19 protein-coding genes are annotated in these 20,057 nt (G+C 56.4%); 8 read left to right on the top strand and 11 right to left on the bottom strand.

The features are described from left to right. The first annotated feature begins 135 nt into the window (after positions 1–135). The 3 genes from HALO_RS16210 (at position 136) to HALO_RS16200 (ending at position 3,614) form a co-directional block, all read left to right on the top strand. Positions 136–1,692 (top strand): phosphoenolpyruvate carboxykinase, encoded by a 1,557-nt coding sequence (locus tag HALO_RS16210; RefSeq protein WP_050713693.1) that lies wholly within the window; start codon positions 136–138, stop codon positions 1,690–1,692. 157 nt (positions 1,693–1,849) lie between these two features. Continuing rightward, a complete protein-coding gene (msrB, locus tag HALO_RS16205) occupies positions 1,850–2,347 on the top strand; it encodes a peptide-methionine (R)-S-oxide reductase MsrB (RefSeq protein ID WP_035577861.1) in 498 nt (165 codons plus the stop codon). Positions 2,348–2,399: 52 nt separating this feature from the next. After that, on the top strand, positions 2,400–3,614 hold the full coding sequence (locus tag HALO_RS16200) for an alpha-hydroxy acid oxidase (protein ID WP_035577863.1): 1,215 nt from the start codon (positions 2,400–2,402) through the stop codon (positions 3,612–3,614). Here HALO_RS16200 and HALO_RS16195 read toward each other — a convergent pair. Further along, positions 3,604–4,464, bottom strand: coding sequence for a LysR substrate-binding domain-containing protein (locus HALO_RS16195; protein ID WP_050713692.1), 861 nt, complete (start codon positions 4,462–4,464; stop codon positions 3,604–3,606). The two genes, HALO_RS16200 and HALO_RS16195, sit on opposite strands and share 11 nt — an antisense overlap. Positions 4,465–4,585: 121 nt before the next feature. Between HALO_RS16195 and HALO_RS16190 the strand changes: the two genes are divergently transcribed. The 5 genes from HALO_RS16190 to HALO_RS16170 all read left to right on the top strand — a co-directional run bounded on the left by HALO_RS16190 (position 4,586) and on the right by HALO_RS16170 (position 10,413). After that, positions 4,586–4,816, top strand: a complete 231-nt coding sequence (locus HALO_RS16190; protein ID WP_050713691.1) for a DUF1127 domain-containing protein — start codon at positions 4,586–4,588, stop codon at positions 4,814–4,816. Between the two features lie 80 nt (positions 4,817–4,896). Beyond that, positions 4,897–7,251: a Tex family protein gene (locus HALO_RS16185; RefSeq protein ID WP_050713690.1), complete on the top strand. Its 2,355-nt coding sequence runs from the start codon at positions 4,897–4,899 to the stop codon at positions 7,249–7,251. 130 nt (positions 7,252–7,381) lie between these two features. After that, the gene (gene gshA / locus HALO_RS16180) at positions 7,382–9,025 is read left to right on the top strand and encodes a glutamate--cysteine ligase (protein ID WP_035577870.1); all 1,644 of its coding nucleotides are present in this window, start codon (positions 7,382–7,384) and stop codon (positions 9,023–9,025) included. Continuing rightward, positions 9,022–9,522, top strand: a complete 501-nt coding sequence (locus tag HALO_RS16175; protein WP_035577872.1) for a disulfide bond formation protein B — start codon at positions 9,022–9,024, stop codon at positions 9,520–9,522. Before gshA ends, HALO_RS16175 begins: the two co-directional genes overlap by 4 nt. 27 nt (positions 9,523–9,549) lie before the next feature. Beyond that, positions 9,550–10,413, top strand: coding sequence for an alpha/beta hydrolase (locus HALO_RS16170; protein ID WP_035577875.1), 864 nt, complete (start codon positions 9,550–9,552; stop codon positions 10,411–10,413). Positions 10,414–10,624: 211 nt separating this feature from the next. Here the strand turns inward: HALO_RS16170 and HALO_RS16165 are convergent, their stop codons facing one another. The 10 genes from HALO_RS16165 to HALO_RS16120 form a co-directional block, all read right to left on the bottom strand. Beyond that, positions 10,625–11,038, bottom strand: coding sequence for a RidA family protein (locus tag HALO_RS16165; RefSeq protein ID WP_035577878.1), 414 nt, complete (start codon positions 11,036–11,038; stop codon positions 10,625–10,627). An 11-nt stretch (positions 11,039–11,049) separates the two neighbouring features. After that, positions 11,050–11,457, bottom strand: a complete 408-nt coding sequence (locus HALO_RS16160; protein WP_035577880.1) for an acyl-CoA thioesterase — start codon at positions 11,455–11,457, stop codon at positions 11,050–11,052. A gap of 14 nt (positions 11,458–11,471) precedes the next feature. Continuing rightward, positions 11,472–12,152 carry an ABC transporter ATP-binding protein gene (locus tag HALO_RS16155; RefSeq protein WP_035556816.1) on the bottom strand — a complete coding sequence of 227 codons (681 nt, stop codon included), beginning with the start codon at positions 12,150–12,152 and terminating at the stop codon, positions 11,472–11,474. Further along, entirely contained in the window at positions 12,145–12,897 is a 753-nt protein-coding gene (locus HALO_RS16150; RefSeq protein WP_035577882.1) for an ABC transporter ATP-binding protein, read from the bottom strand. Before HALO_RS16150 ends, HALO_RS16155 begins: the two co-directional genes overlap by 8 nt. Then, positions 12,890–13,966, bottom strand: coding sequence for a branched-chain amino acid ABC transporter permease (locus HALO_RS16145; RefSeq protein ID WP_231896729.1), 1,077 nt, complete (start codon positions 13,964–13,966; stop codon positions 12,890–12,892). Before HALO_RS16145 ends, HALO_RS16150 begins: the two co-directional genes overlap by 8 nt. Beyond that, positions 13,959–14,879 carry a branched-chain amino acid ABC transporter permease gene (locus HALO_RS16140; protein ID WP_050713689.1) on the bottom strand — a complete coding sequence of 307 codons (921 nt, stop codon included), beginning with the start codon at positions 14,877–14,879 and terminating at the stop codon, positions 13,959–13,961. The genes HALO_RS16145 and HALO_RS16140 overlap by 8 nt, the downstream gene beginning before the upstream one ends. A gap of 63 nt (positions 14,880–14,942) precedes the next feature. After that, complete coding sequence (locus HALO_RS16135; RefSeq protein ID WP_035577891.1) at positions 14,943–16,085, bottom strand: ABC transporter substrate-binding protein; 1,143 nt, start codon at positions 16,083–16,085, stop codon at positions 14,943–14,945. Positions 16,086–16,125: 40 nt separating this feature from the next. Beyond that, on the bottom strand, positions 16,126–17,793 hold the full coding sequence (locus HALO_RS16130; protein WP_050713688.1) for a benzoate-CoA ligase family protein: 1,668 nt from the start codon (positions 17,791–17,793) through the stop codon (positions 16,126–16,128). Positions 17,794–18,102: 309 nt separating this feature from the next. Then, positions 18,103–19,236: an acyl-CoA dehydrogenase family protein gene (locus HALO_RS16125; protein WP_050713687.1), complete on the bottom strand. Its 1,134-nt coding sequence runs from the start codon at positions 19,234–19,236 to the stop codon at positions 18,103–18,105. Continuing rightward, a complete protein-coding gene (locus tag HALO_RS16120) occupies positions 19,236–20,048 on the bottom strand; it encodes an enoyl-CoA hydratase family protein (RefSeq protein ID WP_050713686.1) in 813 nt (270 codons plus the stop codon). The genes HALO_RS16125 and HALO_RS16120 overlap by 1 nt, the downstream gene beginning before the upstream one ends. Positions 20,049–20,057 lie beyond the last annotated feature (9 nt).

Genomic DNA, 20,057 nt, shown 5'->3' with positions numbered 1-20,057 from the left:
CGCCCCCGTTTCCTGGGGGCTTTCTTTTTGCCATAATGCGCCGAACTTCAGCGCGCCCAGCCGGTTTTGTAGTGGCKGGGATGACTTTAAGGCGTCGGTGACGCCCGGTAACTCGAGAGAAGCCCAGGAATCGACATGACCACGACTCAAGCCGCTCCCCAAACCCACGTTAATCTCAGCAGCGCCGAACTAATCGAGCGTGCGGTGGCACGTGGCGAAGGCCGCCTCTCAGCCAACGGTGCCTTGGTAGTCAAGACCGGCGTACGTACCGGCCGTTCACCGAAAGATCGTTATATCGTCGACGAGCCCTCCACCAGCAGCCAAATCGACTGGGGCAATGTGAACCAGCCCTTCGACGCAGGTAAGTTCAACGCCTTGTGGGATCGGGTCAATGAGTACCTGGCCAGCCAAGAGCATTTTGTTGCTGAGCTGCACGTTGGCAGCGATTCCGCTCACTACCTGCCGGTACGTGTTACCACCGAAACCGCTTGGCAAAATCTGTTTGGCCGTACCATGTTTGTTCGCCCCCAGGCTTACAACACAGCGGTTAAAGACGAGTGGACGATTGTTAACGCCCCAGGCTTTGAGTGTGACCCATCGCGCGATGGCACTAACTCTGACGGCTGCGTGATTATCAACTTCGCCGACAAAAAAGTGCTGATCGCGGGTATGCGCTACGCCGGTGAAATGAAAAAAGCTATGTTCTCGGTGCAGAACTTCCTGCTACCGGCCGCAGACGTACTCCCCATGCACTGCTCGGCTAACGTCGGTGAAGATGGCGAAACCTGCCTGTTCTTCGGCCTCTCCGGTACTGGTAAAACGACACTCTCGGCGGATCAGGCGCGCTTCTTGATCGGTGACGACGAGCACGCGTGGGGTGACGGCATCGTCTTCAATATGGAAGGAGGCTGCTATGCCAAGTGCATCGACCTCTCCGAGAAAAACGAGCCGGTTATCTGGAACGCCATCAAGTTTGGTACCGTGCTGGAAAACGTGGTGTTGGATGACCGCCGCGAGCCTGACTACGCCGACGACAGCCTGACCCAGAACTCCCGCGCCGCTTACCCGCTAGAGCACGTTGAAAAACGCGTAGCGGAAAACCTGGCCAGCGAGCCGAATGCCATCGTGTTCCTGACCTGCGATATGTCCGGCGTACTGCCCCCGGTGTCGATTCTTTCCAAAGAAGCCGCGGCATACCACTTCCTGTCTGGCTACACCGCCAAAGTGGGCTCTACCGAAATGGGCTCCTCTGAAGGCCTGGCGGCCACGTTCTCCACCTGCTTCGGCGCACCGTTCTTCCCGCGTCCTGCCCGTGAGTACGCTGACCTGCTGATTAAGCGCGTTGAGAAGAAAGATGCCCAGGTCTATCTGGTCAATACCGGCTGGACCGGCGGTGCCTACGGCGAAGGTGGTGCACGCTTCTCCAYCCCCACCACCCGTGCCATCATCAGTGCGATTCAATCCGGTGTTCTGCGCGACATCGACACCAAGCATATCGACGGCCTAAACCTGCAAGTACCGCTCGCTGTGCCGGGCGTCGACTCTAGCCTGCTCGACCCGCGCGAGACCTGGCAAGACCGTGATGCCTATGACCGCCATCTAAAAGAGCTGGCGACCAAATTCGTCGATAACTTCAAGAAGTTTGAAGGCGTCAACGAAGCAATCATCAAGGCGGGCCCTCAGCTAGGCTAAACGTTAGCGGATATAAAGATGCACGCTGATGTAAGGAATCGAATGCAGGGGCGACAAAGGCGTTAGAAGCGATGGAAGTCAGAATGGGACAGTGCTCAGGCGCTGTCCCATTTTTTTATTGGCTATTTTCCTTGCCAATTACGACGGGAGCAACACCATGAAAAGACGTCAATTTTTAGGCCTAGCAGGACTCACCAGCGTAGTAGGGGCAATTCCCGGTTTTTCGTTTGGCTTTCCACGCTTAGACCTTGAGGCTGCCCCTGGATTGGAAACACTGGATCTGAGTGAAGCTGAGTGGCGCGAACGGCTCTCTGATGAGGCCTTTAATGTGCTCCGTAAGCACGGGACTGAACCTGCCTTCTCTAGCCCCTTGGATAAAGAGTGGGGAGAGGGCGAATACCATTGCGCTGGTTGTGACCTATTACTTTTCACCAGTGAAATGAAATATGATTCTGGCACTGGTTGGCCAAGCTTTTTTGAGCATGTAGAAGGACATATGCTGACAGAGCTGGATTTCAAATTGGTTTGGCCTCGCATCGAATACCACTGCGCCCGCTGCGGCGGTCATCAAGGCCATGTATTTGAAGATGGCCCTGACCCCACCGGCCTGCGCTGGTGTAATAACGGAGTGGCCCTGCGCTTCATGCCGGCTTGAATGGGTGAGCCTGTTAACTGGAGCGATATAAAACAATGATTAGGAGCGCTGTGTGAAAGGATGGTTTCAACGACTGAGTACTCAAAAAAAACTCGCCAGCATCCATAACCTGCACGATGTTGAGAGACTGGCGCGGCGCAAACTGCCCAGGCCGATTTTTGGCTATATCGACCATGTCGCCGAGGATGGGCGAACCCAGCGCGCTAATCTGAGCGCCTTTGATGAGTACCGATTTTTGCCCAAAGCGTTTGTTAACGTTGCGCAAATTGATCTGCACACCGAGCTTTATGGCAAACGCTACGCGGTACCTTTCGGCATCGCCCCTATGGGCATCAGTGCGCTCTCGGCTTACCGGGGTGACTTAGTGCTGGCGCGGGCAGCGGCTGAGCGTAACCTACCGATGATTATGAGCGGTTCGTCGCTGATACCCATGGAAGAGGTGGCCAAAGTGGAGGGCGCCGACTGGTTCCAGGCGTATTTGCCGGGAACCCCGGAAGGTATCGAAGCGCTGCTGGCACGTATTCAGCGGGCTGGCTTCAAGAAGCTGGTAGTAACGCTTGATTACCCGGTACCGCCCAATCCTGATAATTTTCGCCGCTCGGGGTTTGCCTCCCCGCTGGAACCAAGCCTGCGTTTAGCGTTTGATGGATTGATGCGCCCAGACTGGCTGATTAATACCTTCCTGCGCACCCTGCGTAAGCATGGCATGCCACACTTTGAGAACAATTATGCCGAACGGGGTGCCCCCGTCATATCTCGCCAAGCCGCGCGGGATTTTTCGGGGCGGCGTCATTTTGACTGGGGCTATCTCGATCTGGTGCGGCGCCTTTGGCCCGATACCTTGATCGTCAAAGGAATACTCAACCCGGAAGATGCCGTTCGTGCACATCAAGCGGGTGTCGATGGCATTATCCTTTCCAATCACGGCGCCCGCCAGTTGGATTGCACCATCTCGCCGCTCGAAGTCTTGCCAGAAATTAAGCGCCGGGTCAGTGATATTCCAATTATGATCGACAGCGGCTTCCGACGTGGCAGCGATGTTATCAAGGCGCTAGCGCTGGGGGCTGACTTTGTCTTTGTCGGGCGGCCCTTCAACTACGCAGCCGCCTGCGCGGGGCAGGCCGGAGTAGAGCATGTCGCCGATCTTTTGCAGCGTGAAATTGAACGCAATATGGCCCTGCTAGGGCTGACCAGCCTTTCACAGCTTGATCGTACCTGCCTATACCAGCAGGCGGCAAGCGACTCATCTCAGCCAATTAAAGCCTAAACCCTTCAACAATATGCTCTGCCAAGCTATCGATGATCGGTGACTGGGTGGAGGCGGTGCGCAGTAGCACGATGGATGATTCGGGTAATTCGGGAAACCCCTCTTTTACCCCCAATATCTGCATATCGGGGGTAACTAGACTGCGCATCCAGGCAGACACAGCCAGCCCCGCCCCAACAACGGCTTGCAGCGTTGCCAGGCTGGGGCTGCTGTAAGCAATTCGATAAGCCCGGTCTGCGCGGTCAAGCGCGTTGCAGGCATGGCGGCGACAAAAGCAGGGGGCTTCAAACAGGGCAAGCGGTACCGGTGTCTGTAAATGGGTGCAGTGACTCTCCGCCGATACCCACACGGTCGCCTCACGCCTTAAGATGGTGCCAATCTCATCGCCTATCTCCCGCGTCATAATAATCAGATCCAGGCTTCCTTGCGGCTGCTGGGAAAGCACTGACGAGGGGGCGCAGTGGACATCCACATCCACCAACGGCCAGGCCTGGGAAAAGGTTTTCAGAATGCCGGGCAGAAAGCGCATTACATAGTCATCTGGTACGCCCAAGCGTACGCGGCCCACCATATCGGGTTGGCGCAGAAGCGTTAGCGCCTCTCCCTGCAGCGATAAAATTTTACGCGCATAGCCAAGCAGCGTGTGGCCTTCGCTGGTCAGTTGCAGCGGCTTGCTCTGGCGCACAAACAGCGGACGCTGAATAACGTCCTCTTCAAGCCGCTTGATCTGCATACTCACGGCCGATTGGGTGCGGTTCACCGTCTGAGCGGCGCGGGTGAAGCCGCCTTGGTCAACTATGGCAACAAAGGKACGCAGCAGCTCGTGATCGATGGTGGGTAGTGTGGCCATGGGTATCAATATTTCTGATGTTGTTTATAAAGAGTATTCGTTGGATTGATTGTAGGCGCTGTTCAATACTTCCTTCAACACTTATTCATGCCGCCGTATCTAGCGGCGAAGGGAGGTTGAAATGGAGCGCTCGTTACACTGCTTGCAAAACCAACAGTGCCAGTCGATTGAGAAACGGCAACCGAGAGTCACCTGGCGAGAAAGGCTCTATCGCTGGCAGCAACTGCGTCGTGAGCGTGAGACCTTGCGTCATTTAAGCGACGATATGCTTAAAGATATTGGCATTAGTCGCGAAGCGGTTCAGCGTGAATCACGTCGGCCGTTTTGGGACGACCACGGGTGGCGCCGCTAATGCCTCAAGCTATGCCAGCCGTGGCGGGTTTGTGATACCTTGTGGACACTTAAAAATGCTGCATGAGTTAGTTGCAATTTATGGATGTCAATCAGCGTATTATTTCCCGCCTAGCCACTGAGCTTGGCGTACGTCCCGAGCAAGTATCGGCTACGGTGGAGCTGCTGGATGGTGGCGCCACCGTGCCGTTCATTGCCCGCTACCGTAAAGAAGTCACCGGCGCGTTGGACGATATCCAGCTGCGCCAGCTCGATGAGCGCCTGCGCTACCTGCGTGAGTTGGAAGAGCGCCGAGCCGCCGTACTGGCCGCCATCGACGAGCAAGGCAAGCTAGACGGCCCGCTTAAAGCGAGTATTGACGCCGCCGAGACCAAGCAGCGGCTGGAAGATCTATACCTGCCGTTTAAGAAAAAGCGCCGCACCAAAGCACAAATCGCCCGCGAAGCAGGGCTTGAGCCGTTGGCGGATGCGCTGCTGGCCGATCCATCCCTTGATCCTGACAGCGAAGCGGCGAGCTATTTACGCCCAGCAGAGGGCGATATTCCCGCCATTGAAGATGCCAAGGCCGCCCTGGATGGCGCAAAGCAGATTTTGATGGAGCGCTTCGCCGAAGATCCCGAGCTCATTGGCCAACTGCGTGAACGACTATGGCAAGAGGGCGAACTAAGCGCCCGGGTGCTGGAAGGCAAGCAGCAGGAGGGCGCCAAGTTCTCCGACTACTTTGAGCACGATGAAAAACTCGCCAAAGCGCCGTCACACCGTGCCCTGGCCATGTTCCGTGCGCGCAATGAAGGGGTGTTAAGCCTGTCAATCCGGCTGCCCGGCGAAGAGGAGGCTCCCGTTCATCCCGCTCAAGTCACGATTGCCAAGCAGTTTGGTATCAGTGATCAGGGCCGCCCGGCGGATAAATGGTTGGCCGAAGTGGTGCGCTGGACATGGCGGGTAAAGCTCTACACCGCCCTGGAAACCGAGCTGCTGGGGCGTCTACGCGAGCAGGCCGAATTAACCGCGATTGAAGTGTTTGCCGCCAACTTGAAAGACCTGCTGCTGGCGGCACCGGCGGGTCAGAAAGTCACTCTGGCCATCGMCCCCGGCCAGCGTACCGGCTGTAAAGTCGCGGTCATCGATGCCACTGGGCAGTTTGTCGATCACACCACGATTTACCCGCACGCGCCGCAAAATCGCTGGGATGAGTCACTGGCCGTGCTAGCCAAGCTGGCCAAACAGCATGGCGTCGAGCTGATTGCGGTGGGCAACGGCACCGCCAGTAGGGAAACCGATAAGCTGGCGGGTGAACTGCTCAAAGCACTGGCCCCCAAACACCGCTTAAGCAAAGTGATGGTCTCTGAGGCGGGCGCTTCGGTTTACTCCGCCTCTGAGTACGCCTCGCGTGAAATGCCCGATCTCGATGTCACGGTACGCGGTGCGGTCTCTATCGGCCGTCGCCTGCAAGACCCGCTTGCCGAACTGGTGAAAATCGAGCCCAAATCCATCGGCGTTGGCCAGTATCAGCACGATGTCTCCCAGGTGCAGCTCTCCCGCAGCCTGGAAGTGGTGATTGAAGACTGTGTTAACGCCGTAGGCGTCGATCTCAACACCGCCTCCAGCGCGTTGCTTTCCCGGGTGGCGGGGCTGAGTGCTGCACTGGCCGAAAATATCGTTGCCCAGCGCAATGCCAAAGGCGCCTTTAAAAGCCGTAAAGAGCTGTTAGAAGTCAGCCGACTGGGCGCAAAGMCTTTTGAGCAGTGTGCGGGTTTCTTGCGCATCCATAATGCCAATAACCCCTTGGATGCCAGCGCCGTACACCCTGAAGCCTACCCACTGGTAGAGCGTATCGCTAAGCAGAGCGGCCGTGAAGTGCGCGGCTTGATTGGCGATAGCGCTGCGCTGAAAGCGTTAAAGCCAGCCGACTTTGCCGATGAGCGCTTTGGGGTGCCCACGGTCAGCGATATTCTCAAAGAGCTGGATAAACCCGGCCGCGACCCGCGCCCAGAGTTTAAAGCTGCCGAGTTCCGCGAAGGGGTCGAAACCCTCAACGATCTCAAGCTTTCCATGGTGCTCGAAGGCACAGTTACCAACGTGACACATTTTGGTGCTTTTGTGGATATCGGTGTCCATCAGGACGGCCTGGTACATATTTCAGCGCTGTCGGATCGCTTTATCGACGATCCACGCAGCGTGGTTAAGGCGGGGGATATTGTGACTGTCAAAGTCATGAGTGTGGACATACCCCGCAAGCGGGTGGGGCTTTCAATGCGCCTGGATGACCAGCCAGAGGCAGAAAACGATGCTAATAAGCACGATGGCTCAACTAGAGATCAGCGGAACGCCAACCGCAAGCCGTCTCGGAACCAACGTAATAGCGCCAAGACCGACGAACCAGCGCCCATGGGCGCGCTGGGGGCTGCTTTGCTAAAAGCACGTGGCGGCAAATAGTCGCGCGCCTTGAAAAAATGATSGTTGCCGCCATATCCTGTTGTCTACTTTCGAACAGCGATGATGGCGATGCCACCTGACTACAACAAGGCCCGCTTACGGCGGGCTTTACTGACAAGGAGTGTTCATCTTGCCTGAACCACTCACTGTGCCATCTGCGCTGACCGCGCAAGTCGAGCGCCTGATCCCCAGTGCGCGCCTTGGTCGGTTGGGCCGCCTGCGTCGTGGACTTGAGAAAGAGGGGCTACGGGTTGATGCCAAGGGCCACATTGCGCAAACGCCGCACCCCCACGCGCTGGGCTCCAAGTTAACCCACCCGCATATCACCACGGATTATTCAGAGTCACTGTTAGAGTACATTACGCCGGTTTATTCGCTGCCGGGTGAAGCGCTGTGCTTTCTTTCTGACCTGCACACCTTCACCTATCACCATCTTGAAAATGAGTGGATCTGGCCGGGCAGCATGCCCTCCAGGCTTTCCGGTAACGACAGCGTGCCGATTGCCGACTACGGCAGCTCCAATGTGGGCACCATGAAGCATGTTTACCGTAAAGGGTTGGATATGCGCTATGGCCGCATCATGCAGGCGATTGCAGGCGTTCACTACAACGTATCGCTGCCGGATGATATGTGGCACGCCCTGCGTGAAATGGAAAAAGCCACCAATATCCCGTTCAACGATTACCGCTCTACCCGTTATTTCGGCATGATTCGCCACTTCCGTCGCCATAGCTGGTTACTGCTTTATTTGTTTGGCGCATCCCCGGCCATCGATAAGAGCTTTTTGCCCGACGACAAAAAAGTGCCTGAAAAGCTGCACTCCCTCAGTGACGATACCTACTACGCGCCTTACGCGACAACCCTACGCATGTCGGATCTGGGCTATCAAAACAAGGTGCAGTCGCAGCTTAAAATCTGTTTTAACTCGCTATCTAACTACGTTAACACCCTTCGCCACGCCATCTCTTCGCCGTGGCCCGACTATGAAAAAATGGGTGTTCACGTGGATGGTGAGTGGCGCCAGCTAAACGCCAATATTCTTCAAATCGAAAACGAATACTACAGCGATATTCGCCCCAAGCGGGTCGCCAAGCACAACGAAACGCCCAGCCAGGCGCTCGAAGCACGCGGTGTGGAGTACATCGAAGTGCGCTGTTTGGATCTGAATCCTTTCGACCCTCTCGGCGTCACTGAAGAGCAGATGCGCTTTGTGGACACCTTCTTGATGTGGTGCTTGCTCAGCGACAGCCCATGGATCTCCGATGAAGAGTGTGACCGTCTGGACGACAACCGTCGCTGGGTGGTCGAGCGCGGCCGTGACCCTGAACTCACGCTGTTTAACCACGGTGAATCCACCTCGGTACGTGAGTGGGGCGAGCAGATATTCGCAGAGATGGGAGAAGTCGCCCGACTGTTGGATGCGGTCGAGGAGGGAGCCCCTCATGCTGACGCGCTGGCAAGCCTTGCTCCACGCCTGGCAGACCCTTCGCTAACGCCATCGGCGCAAGTGCTTCAACGGCTGAAGGAGAATGGCGGATCGCTTAGCGATTTGATGTTAAGCCTTGCTCAAGAGCAGGCCGCACAATTGAAAGCCGAGCCGATGCAGCGTAGTCGCGAAGCGTTACTTGCCCAGTTAATCGAGACCTCCCACCAGCAGCAGCACGATATTGAAGCCGCTGACCAAGAGACCTTTGAAGAGTTTTTACAGGTCTACTTCACTAAAGCCCGTGAGTCCCGCGCCATGTCGGCGCTGCCATCTGAGGTTCGTCAATGATTTTGCACTCCTTTCGCTCGGTAGCCCTGGCCGGTTTAGCCTTCTGCGTTTTGATGATGGCGGTAGCCCTTGGGCTAGAGCACATCGGCGGTTATGAACCTTGCCCGCTGTGTATCTTTCAGCGCGTAGCGGTGATCGCCGCGGGCATCGTGTTTGCGATTGCGGCTATCCACAGCCCCGCTGGGCGTGCGGGTAAAGTCATTTATGGCCTGCTGTCGCTCATTGCGGTGGGAACGGGTGCCTTTATCGCCGGACGCCATGTGTGGCTACAAGGCTTGCCAGCCGATGAAGTCCCTTCCTGTGGCCCTGGGCTCGATTACATGATGGATATCCTGCCCATGCAGGATGTGGTTTCCATGGTGTTAACCGGCTCGGGGGAGTGCGCCAATATCGATTTCTCGTTGCTCGGCCTATCACTGCCCGCCTGGACGCTAATCGGATTTGCCATTCTGGCAATCGCACCGCTGCGTATGCTGTTGATGAAAAGTCGGGGTTAGTAGGGCGTCAGCGATAAGGAGACGTACATGCTTTATCAACACTTTACGACTCAAGAAGAGATCGATCGCGCCTACGACCCGATGATGGGTCGTGACCCGGCGGTGTTGGTAAAGGATTGGCGTGAGCGCAGCGAAGCATCAAGAATTAACCACCGCACAACGCTCGATCTGCCTTATGGCTCAACGCTTGCTGAGCGCATGGATATCTTTCATGCCGATGCACCTGATACCGATAGCCCAAAAGCGCCGGTGCATGTGTTCTTCCACGGCGGCTACTGGCGCTCGCTGAGCCATCGTGAATTTAGTTTTATCGTCGATGGCTTGGTCAACGCTGGTATCACCGTCGCGGTGGTCAACTACGCGCTCTGCCCACAGGTTCGCTTTAGCGAACTGGTGCGGCAGAGCCAAGCAGCGGTGGCCTACATTTATTGCCATGCCGCTGAGTTGGAAGTTGATCCTGAGCAGCTGAGTGTTTCGGGGCACTCGGCGGGCGGGCATTTATGCGCGATGTTAATGTCGACGGATTGGCAAGGCACCTTTGGCTTACCCAACCAGTTGATTCGCGGCGCGCTCTGTATCAGCGGTTTATACGACCTGCGGCCATTTCCTTGGTCATGGCTGCAGCCCAAGCTTCAGCTCAGCGGGCGCGATGTGCAGGAGTTCAGCCCCTTATGGCTGCCGTGCCGAGTATCTGCGCCTATACAGCTGGTAGCAGGGAACCTGGAGTCTGAAGAGTTCGAGCGCCAGATGAGCAGCTATGCTGAGCATTTAAGCCAGCAAGGCCAAACAGTGACTCAGCAGCTACTTCCCAACGTAGACCACTTCTCGATTCTTGAGCACTATCTTAACGATGGTTGTTTTGTTGAGTGGATTAAAGGGTTTCACTGCTAATACCAAGCAGCGTCCAGTTAGGGCGCTGAAAGTTCGGCTTCCAGCGAGGGGCTGGGGCAGGGTATAGCGGGGGTCTTTTTCCAGGGCCGGAAAATGTTCCCGACAATTCCGGCATTTCCGCCATCCATGGCGGTCAGATGGAAAAAGTAGCGCCCATGGATGGGTTCACAGCGCCCCCGCGGCACCCTGCCGCTGCCCCGTACTCATAACGCTATACGGCCGGAATCACCGCAGTCGCTTCGATTTCTACCTTGGCCTGATCTTCGACAAGTCCCGCCACCTGAACCATAGTCATCGCCGGGAAATGCTTGCCCAGCACTTCGCGATAGGCTGCGCCCACCTCCTTAAGCCGCGCCAGATACTCCTGCTTATCCGTCACATACCAAGTTAACCGCACGATATGCTCCGGGCCTGCATTAGCCTCTTTTAAGATCGCCACGATATTTTGCAGCGCCTGGTTCACTTGCACGACAAAGTCATCACTTTCAAATACCTGGTCGGCATTCCAGCCAATCTGGCCGCCTACAAACACAGTTTGGCCCGAAGCCAGCACGCCGTTAGCGTAGCCAATGGCCGGTTTCCAGTGGGAAGGGTGAAGAAGCTGATGAAAGTTGGCGTCACTCATTATGGCTATCCTTATAGGTTATCAACGGTAATATGCTGGCGTATTGCCTCTGTCCATGGCATCGGCTTACCGCTACTTAAATCCACAAATACCAGGGTTGAATCACTGGTTAAGCGCTTTTGCTCTCCGCAATAAGCGACAATCTGCAGCGTTAAACTGCTGCGCCCCATGGACTGAACCCTTAATTCAAAGGTCAGCCGTTCGCCTAATCGGCTAGGTGCATGAAACTGGGTCTCGATAGCAGCAGTGGGCACGCCCGTACCGGTCTCCACATGCAGTTGGTTAAAGTCGTGGTGCACGACCTCCTCAAACCAATCCTCTACCACCGAGTTGATCATCTCGAAATAGCGAGGGTAAAAAACGATACCGGCCGGGTCACAGTGCTGAAAACGAACCTTCCGCTGCGTGGTAAACGCCATTATTATTTTCCTCCCTACACACCCAGGTAACGGTCACGCACAGCACTGTCCAGTGCCGCTGGTTTCCCATCCCACACTGTGCTGCCCTTTTCAAGAATGGTGCAGCGGTCAGCGATAGGCAGAATCTCGCTTAACGACTTATCCACCAACAGCGTGGCCTGGCCTTGCTCCTTAAGCAGCCGAATCGCTCGCCAAATCTCCTGACGAATAACCGGCGCCAAGCCTTCGGTGGCTTCATCAAGTACTAGCAAGCGCGGATTGGTCATCAATGCCCGACCAATGGCCAGCATCTGCTGCTCACCGCCAGAAAGGGTTTTGGCCATTTGCGCCCGGCGCTCCTCCAAACGCGGAAACAGCGTTGCCACTTTTTCCAGCGTCCACTCGCCAGGGCGAGCGGTGACCAGCAGGTTTTCGCGTACGGATAAATTGGGAAAGCAGCGGCGCCCTTCTGGCACCAAACCCAACCCCGCCTTAGCGATGCGGTAAGCGGGCAAACGGCGTATCTCTTGAGATTCAAATTCAATAGTGCCGCGGCTAGCTTGCGTCAGACCAAATATCGAGCGAATGGTGGTGGTTTTACCCATACCATTACGGCCCATCAACGCCACCATTTCCCCGGCGTTCACCTCAAGGTTGACGCCAAAGAGCGCCTGGGAGGGGCCATAAAACGTTTCAATGTCAGCAACCTTAAGCATCAGAATCTCCCAGGTAGGCTTCACGAACGCGCGGATCCTGCCTAATCGCCTGGCTATCGCCGTGGGCGATAACGCTGCCAGAGACCAGCACCGAGATGCGATCGGCAAGCCGAAACACCGCTTCCATATCGTGCTCGATTAGCAAAATGGGCACTTCCAGCTTTAGCGTTTCCAGCAGCTCAGTAAGCTTCGCCGAACCTTCCGGGCCCAGACCAGCCATGGGCTCATCCAGCAAAAGGGCGCGGGGCTTAAGGGCCAGGGCGCAAGCCACCTCCACTTGACGGCGCTCACCATGGGAAAGCTCAAAGACCGGCGTCCAGGCGCGATGGCTAAGCTGCATGCGCTCCAGCGCCGCATAAGCGGGTTCAAGCAAGTGCCGGTCACGGGCGACGGGTTTCCAGAAGCGAAAGCTATGACTCTGCAGCGCCTGAACGCCCATCATCACATTACGCATCACGGAAAGCGGCTCGGCCAGCGAGGAGACCTGAAAACTACGTCCCAGCCCCAAACGGGCGCGTTGGGCAATGCTCATACCGGTGATTTCGGTATCAGCTAGAAAAACGCGGCCCTCATCCGGGCGTATATTGCCGGCAATTTGGCCTATCAACGTCGATTTACCCGCTCCATTGGGCCCAATCAGTGCGTGGATTTCTCCTGGCTTAAGATCCAGCGAGACATCACCGGTTGCCTGCAACGCCCCAAAACGTTTATTCAGGTTTTGCAGTGAAAGAACGATATCACTCATTGCGCTCCCTCCCAGCTAACCAACCCATCACCCCGTGTTTGGCGAACAGCACCACGCCAAGCAGGACTAAACCCAGGAATAGCTGCCAATACTGGGTAACGCCTCCGAGGAATGTCTCCATCATTACAAACAGCACTGCACCGGCCAGCGGGCCATACAGGCGCCCTACGCCGCCCAGAATCACAATCACCATCAGTTCACCGGAGAAATGCCAACTGAGCATGGTGGGGCTAACAAAGCCGTTTAGATCCGCATAGAGCGCACCGGCAAGCCCGGTAATTGCCGCAGAAATCACAAACGCCACCAGGCGAATGGGGTAGGGGCTAATCCCAGCAGTGGCCAAACGCACATCGTTAAGCCGCGCCATGGTGAGTGCTGCACCAAAACGTGATTTCATCAGCCGTGAGGTGATCGCCATCGCCAGTATTAACCCGGTGAAGCAGATCAAAAAATAGGTTAGCGCATTGCTGCTATCGACCAGCGGCAGGGTATTGCGTATGTAAATCGGCAGGCCMTCCTCGCCGCCATAGGTGGGSCAGGAGTTGGCAAAGTAGTAAATCATCTGCGCAAAGGCGAGGGTGATCATAATGAAATACACCCCGGTGGTGCGCAGTGAAATAGCGCCGATCGCCAGCGCCAGCAGTCCGCACAGTACGGCGGCGGCCAGCCATACCACCAGCAGGCTATCGCTGCCCGGAATGCTAATGGGCCAGGTCATAAACGGTGTAACATCAAAGGCGTGATAGGCGCTGATGCCTGCCACGTAGCCACCCAGGCCAAAGTAGGCCGCATGGCCAAAACTCACCATGCCGCCATAGCCAATTGCCAGATTAAGTCCAACGGCGGCCATGGCAATGATGGTCATCCGTGAAGCCAAATTGACGTAGTAGGTATGGCCCAGAAAATAAGCCGCAACAGGTAGCAAAAATAGCAGCCCGAGCAGGGTTATCTGCACCAGCCCTTTGCGATCAAAGTGGCTATCCGTCTTGGTGGCAAGGGAAGCGTTGGTAACGCCCTGGGGGCCGTTCTTAGCCAAGCCGTTCTTAGACAGGTAAGTGTTATTAGTCATGAGCAGAAAACAGTCCCTTTGGCTTGAACGCGAGAATAACGGCCATGAGGATATAGATCAGCATCGCAGCCAGCGCCGCGCCGACACCTGTCGCCTCAGAGGGCGGCATAAACGCACGGAAAAAGATCGGCAAATAGACCCGTCCCAATGTATCGACCACACCCACCAACAGCGCACCCAGTAGCGCCCCTTTAATGGAGCCGATACCACCAATCACGATCACGACGAAGGCCAAAATCAGCACCGGTTCACCCATGCCTACCTGTACAGACTGTAGCGCCCCCACCAATGCACCGGCTAAGCCTGCCAACCCCGCGCCCAACGCAAAGACCACGGTATACAGCTTGGAAATATTCACCCCAAGTGCACCAATCATTTCGCGGTCACTTTCTCCGGCCCGAATACGCATGCCTAAGCGTGTTTTAGAAATCAGCAAGTAAAGCGCGATGGAAATGACAATCCCCACGCCAATCAGCATCAGTCGATAGATGGGATAGCGGGTATCGCCGGGCAGCGTGACGAACCCGGTTAACCAGGTGGGCGGGCTAAGCCGCATGGGCGACGAGCCGAAAACCCAGCGCGTACCTTCCGAAAAAATCAAAATAAGCGCAAAGGTCGCCAATACCTGGTCAAGGTGAGGGCGGTGATAGAGTCGGCGTATGACCAGTAACTCCACCAGCGCGCCGACCATGGCGGCCGCAGCCATACCGGCCCCCAGGCCAACCAAAAAAGAGCCGGTTGAGGCAGTCACAGCGGCGGTGGCATAGGCCCCCACCATGTAAAACGAACCGTGGGCAAGGTTGATTAGCCCCATCACCCCGAACACCAGGGTGAGGCCGCTGGCCATCAAAAACAGCATGGTGCCGAGCTGCACGCCGTTAAGTAGTTGCTCAATTAGCAGAGTAACGGACACGTCAAACATCCTTTGCGAAGGAAAAGAGCAAAGGCCGGGCGATCACGCCCAGCCGCAGCGGTATTACATCTTGCACTCTTCGAAGTAGACGTCCTGGATATCTTCAATCGCGATACCAATTAGGCGATTGGTAGGCTCACCATCGTCACCTTCCACGACTTCACGAACGTAGATGTCCTGGATAGGGTGATGGTTAGGGCCAAAACGGAACTCGCCGCGCACGCTATCAAAATCAGCGGCACGTAGTGCTTCGCGGAAGGCGTCTTTATCATCGGGGTGGGCAACGTCAAGCGCACTAAGAATCAGGTTGGCGGTGTCATAACCCTGTGCAGCGTAAAGCGTCGGCATGCGGTCATAGGCGGCCTGGAAACCCTCTACAAAGCGGGCGTTGGTGTCATTTTCGAGGTCATAAGCCCATAGCGAGGTATTGCGTGCGCCAATGGCTGCACTGCCTACCGCTTTGATCAGAATTTCGTCAAACGAGAAGGCGGCGCCAAAGATCGGCATATCAACGCCGGAGCTCTCCCACTGCTTCATAAACGAGATACCCATCCCGCCGGGCAAGAAGAAGAACAGGCTGTCGGCATCGCTGTCACGAATCTGGGCAATTTCCGCAGCGTAGTCAGTCTGCCCCATTTGGGTGTAAAGCTCACCGACAACCTCACCTTCATAAAGGTGTTTGAAGCCCGCCAACGCATCGGTGCCAGCCGGGTAGTTGGGCGCCATGATGATCGGGCGCTCATAACCCTCCTCGCGCATGTAAGCACCCATCGCGCCGTGCAGGTTATCGTTCTGGTAGGCCACGTTGAAGTAGTTCTCATGGCACATGCGACCCGCTAAGTCGGAAGGTCCGGCATTGGGTGAGAGATAGAACGTGCCCTGGCGCGTCACAGTGGGGACCACTGCCATCGCCAGGTTAGACCAGATAATGCCGGTCAGAATATCGACCTCATCACGCTGCATAAACTCATTGGCCAAGCTGCGCGCCAAGTCAGGACGGTTAGCGTCATCCTGGATCAGCACTTCCACATCGTCACGGCCAGCCTGCTCAAGAGCGAGCATAAAGCCATCGCGAACGTCCACGCCCAGGTGCGAACCGCCACCTGACAGGGTGGTAATCATACCGATTTTAACGTCGTCGGCGTGAGCGGTTACCAGGCTGGAGGAGAGCAGTAAGCCAAGGCCAAAGCGGGATATCATTTTCATGGATCATTCCTCATTTTTAATCGTTTTATTGCTTAGAGGGTTATACGTTGGTGCTATTTATATTGGTGCAGGGAGAGCCAGCGCTGGGGTAATGTTCCTGGCTCAGCCGAAAGCGCTGAACCTTACCCGTGGTTGTTTTAGGCAGTGCCTCGATAAAACGTATGGAGCGAGGGTACTTATACGGCGCAATGGACTGCTTCACGAAGTCTTGCAACATTTGCTGACACTCTTCATCTTGCTGAAATCCATCGTTTAGAACAACAAAAGCCTCGACAATCTGCCCCCGCTCTTCGCTGGGTGCGCCAATCACCGCGCACTCTTTAACAGCGGGATGGGCCAGTAGCGCCGCCTCCACTTCAGGGCCTGCGATGTTATAGCCCGCCGAGACAATCATATCGTCATTGCGGGCGGCGAAATGAAAGTAACCCTCTTCATCTTGATAAAACGCATCGCCGGTAATATTCCAGCCATCTTTGACGTATTTTTGCTGGCGCTGATCGGCTAGATAGCGGCAGCCGGTAGGGCCACGTACGGCAAGCTTACCCACCGTGCCGCGAGGTACATCATTCATCGCGTCATCAACAATACGTGCTTGGTAGCCTGTTACCGGTCTGCCGGTGCAATTGGGGCGATGGTCATCCAGGCGGTTGGAGATAAAGATATGCAGCATTTCCGTCGCACCAATGCCGTCAATGATGGGCGTGCCGGTTTGCTTGATCCAGTCATGATAAATCGGCGCGGGCAGGGTTTCACCAGCGGAAACCGCGACGCGCAGGCTGCTTAAATCCTCATGACGAGTGGGTGCGGAGAGCATGGCGCGATATGCCGTGGGTGCGGTAAATACTACCGTGGCCTGATACTCGCGGATAATGTCCATCATATTGGGTGGGGAGGCGTGTTCGAGCAGCACGGCGGTGGCGCCAAAGCGCAGCGGAAAGATCGCCAATCCACCCAGGCCGAAGGTAAACGCCAATGGGGGGGAGCCGACAAATACATCCTTCGGCGTTACCTGCAGCACCTCTTTAGCGTAGCCATCGGCAATCACCAGCAGGTCACGGTGAAAATGCATGGTCGCTTTAGGTGAGCCGGTGGTGCCCGAGGTAAAACCGAGCAGCGCCACATCGTCGGCGGCGGTATCCACGGCATCAAAGGTGGCGGGTTTACTGAGTGCCAAGCGGTCAAGCTCGGCGTCGTGGTTGGCGGTGCCATCAAAGCCAACGATCCGTTTGAGCTCCGGGCTATGTTGTTGGCACTCAACCAGTTCATCGAGCAGGCGGGTATCGCAGAGGGCGAGACTGATTTCCGCTTTATCAATGACCTGGCATAGCTCTTTGGCGCGCAGCATTGGCATGGTGTTGACGACAACAGCGCCTGCCTTGGTGGCGGCTAACCAGCAGGCCACCATAGCCGGGTTATTGGCCGAACGAATCAATACTCGCTGGCCGGGAATCACGCCAAGGTCTTCGACCAGCACGTGGGCAAGGCGGTTGGTCCACTCGGTGAGTTCTTGATAGGTTCGCCGTCGGCCATTGCCCGCTAAGGCAATCCGTTCACCGTGGCCCAGGTTGAGCAGCCGATCGCACAGTTCTACGCCTGCGTTCAGGCGTTCAGGATAATCGTAGCCCGCGAGCAGAAACTCAGGCTGACCATCAGTGGGTGGCAGGTTATCCCGCGCAAAAGTATCAGCATGAGCCGACTGGATGTACATGACCAACCTCCGTATTTAGAGTCGTTGTTTATTCCTGCCCGAGCCATATAGAAATCAGGTCTTTCTCAGATGGAGATCTGCACCGCTTTGGTCTCGAGAGCAGGCTTCCGCGAGGGCGCTGTGAACCCTTCCTTGGGCGCTACTTTTGACATCCCTGTCAAAAGACCCTCGCTCCAACCTGCTCTCTTCTCCCGTTAACGGAGATATTCAAAGAAGTCATTTCCAACTGTGATAGCCCTGGGGCAGGGATACGGTGTCTGGCGTTGTGTTTTATTGTTTGGTGTAAAACCTTGTTCGACTTTTTGCTGCTTACTCTTCCGCGAGCATGCTGCGGGCGATGACTACTTTCTGGACGTCTGATGCCCCTTCATAAATACGCAGCGCGCGGATTTCCCGGTAGAGGCTCTCGATAATGTGGCCTTTGCGCACCCCGTCACCGCCATGTAGCTGCACGGCTTGATCGATCACCTGCTGGGCTTGATCGGTGGCAAACAGCTTGGCCATCGCGGCTTCTCGGGTGACGCGCTCCGCGCCTTGGTCTTTGGTCCAAGCGGCGCGGTAAACCAGCAGGGCAGCGGCATCTACATTCAGCGCCATATCGGCCAAGTGGCCCTGCACCATTTGCAGATCAGAAAGGGTTGCGCCAAACAGCTCCCGGGAGCGGCTGCGGGAGAGCGACTCTTCCAGCGCCCGGCGGGCGAAGCCAAGGGCTGCTGCTCCAACCGTGGAGCGGAAAACGTCCAGCACCGACATGGCAATCCGAAAGCCTTGCCCAGGCTTGCCGATCAGCGCGCTGGCAGGCAGCACCATATCGTTGAAGCCCAGCCGTGCCAGCGGGTGAGGTGCCACAGACTCTAGGCGCTCACGAATTTCCAGCCCTGGGGTGTCGGCAGGCACTAAAAAGGCTGAAAGCCCTTTAGCGCCGGGCCCTTCACCGGTGCGGGCGAAGACCGTATAGATATCGGCAATGCCGCCGTTAGAGATCCAGGTTTTTTCGCCATTCAACCGGTAGCTATCGCCGTCACGCTCGGCGGTGGTATCCAGTTGGGCCACATCAGACCCCGAGCGGGGCTCGCTCAGGGCAAACGCAGAAATGGCTTCACCCCGGCGGGTTTTATCCAGCCACTGCTTCTGTTCGTCACTGCCATACAGGCTAATTGCGCCGGTTCCCAACCCCTGCATGGCAAAGGCGAAATCGGCCAAGCCGTCGTGGCGGGCAAGGGTTTCGCGAATGAGGCACAGGCTGCGCACATCGATATGCTCGCCAGCGGTGCCTTGCAAAAAGCCCGCTTTGCCCAGGTCGCGCACTAGCTGGATGCAGGTGGCATCCACATCGCTGTGATCGCGGGGTAGTTCAGCATGACACCACGCCTCAAGCTGCTCGGAAAGTTCGCGATGCTGGGCCTCAAAAAAGGGCCACGCTAGAAAACTCTTGTCGCTCATCAGTCCCCCTTAAACTCAGGTTTTTGTTTGGCTACAAAGGCGTGGTAGGCGCGCTCGAAATCGTTGGTTTGCATGCAGATTGCCTGGGCCTGGGCTTCCGATTCGATAGCCTGCTCCAGGCTCATCGACCACTCCTGATTTAGCTGGGTTTTGGTAATGCTGTGGGCAAAGGTGGGCCCATTGGCCAGGCGGGTGGCGTAGGCGATGGCGTCTTCTTCAAGAGCGTCCGGCTCGACCACGCGGTTGTAAAAACCCCACTGCAGGCCTTCCTCGGCACTCATGCTGCGGCCGCTGTAGAGCAGGTCTGCGGCGCGGCCTTGACCGATAATGCGTGGAAGAATCGCGCAGGCGCCCATATCGCAGCCCGCCAGGCCCACCCGGGTAAACAGGAACGCCGTGCTGGCGCGAGGGGTGGCAAAGCGAATATCCGAGGACATGGCGATAATCGCCCCCGCCCCCACACAAATGCCGTCTACGGCGGCGATAATGGGCTTGCCGCAGTTCAGCATGGCCTTGACCAGATCCCCGGTCATGCGGGTGAATTCGAGCAGGCCCTTCATATCTTTGCCCACTAGCGGGCCGATAATTTCATGTACATCGCCGCCGGAGCAGAAGTTCTCGCCGTTGGCGGTAAATACCACGGCATGCACATCCGAGGCGTAGGCCAGATCACGAAAGGTATCGCGCAGCTCTGCGTAGCTCTCAAAGGTCAGCGGATTTTTGCGCTCAGGGCGATTGAGCCGAATAACGGCAACATCACCGCGCATTTCCCAGATAAAGTGCTCGGGGGTTAAGCCTGCCATGCTCTTCATAATATTGTT

The sequence above is a fragment of the Halomonas sp. R57-5 genome, from assembly GCF_900070345.1.
Classification (GTDB): Bacteria; Pseudomonadota; Gammaproteobacteria; order Pseudomonadales; family Halomonadaceae; genus Vreelandella; species Vreelandella ventosae_B.
The sequence above is the reverse complement of the archived record's forward strand: the minus strand, read 5'-3'. Positions and strand labels throughout refer to the sequence as shown.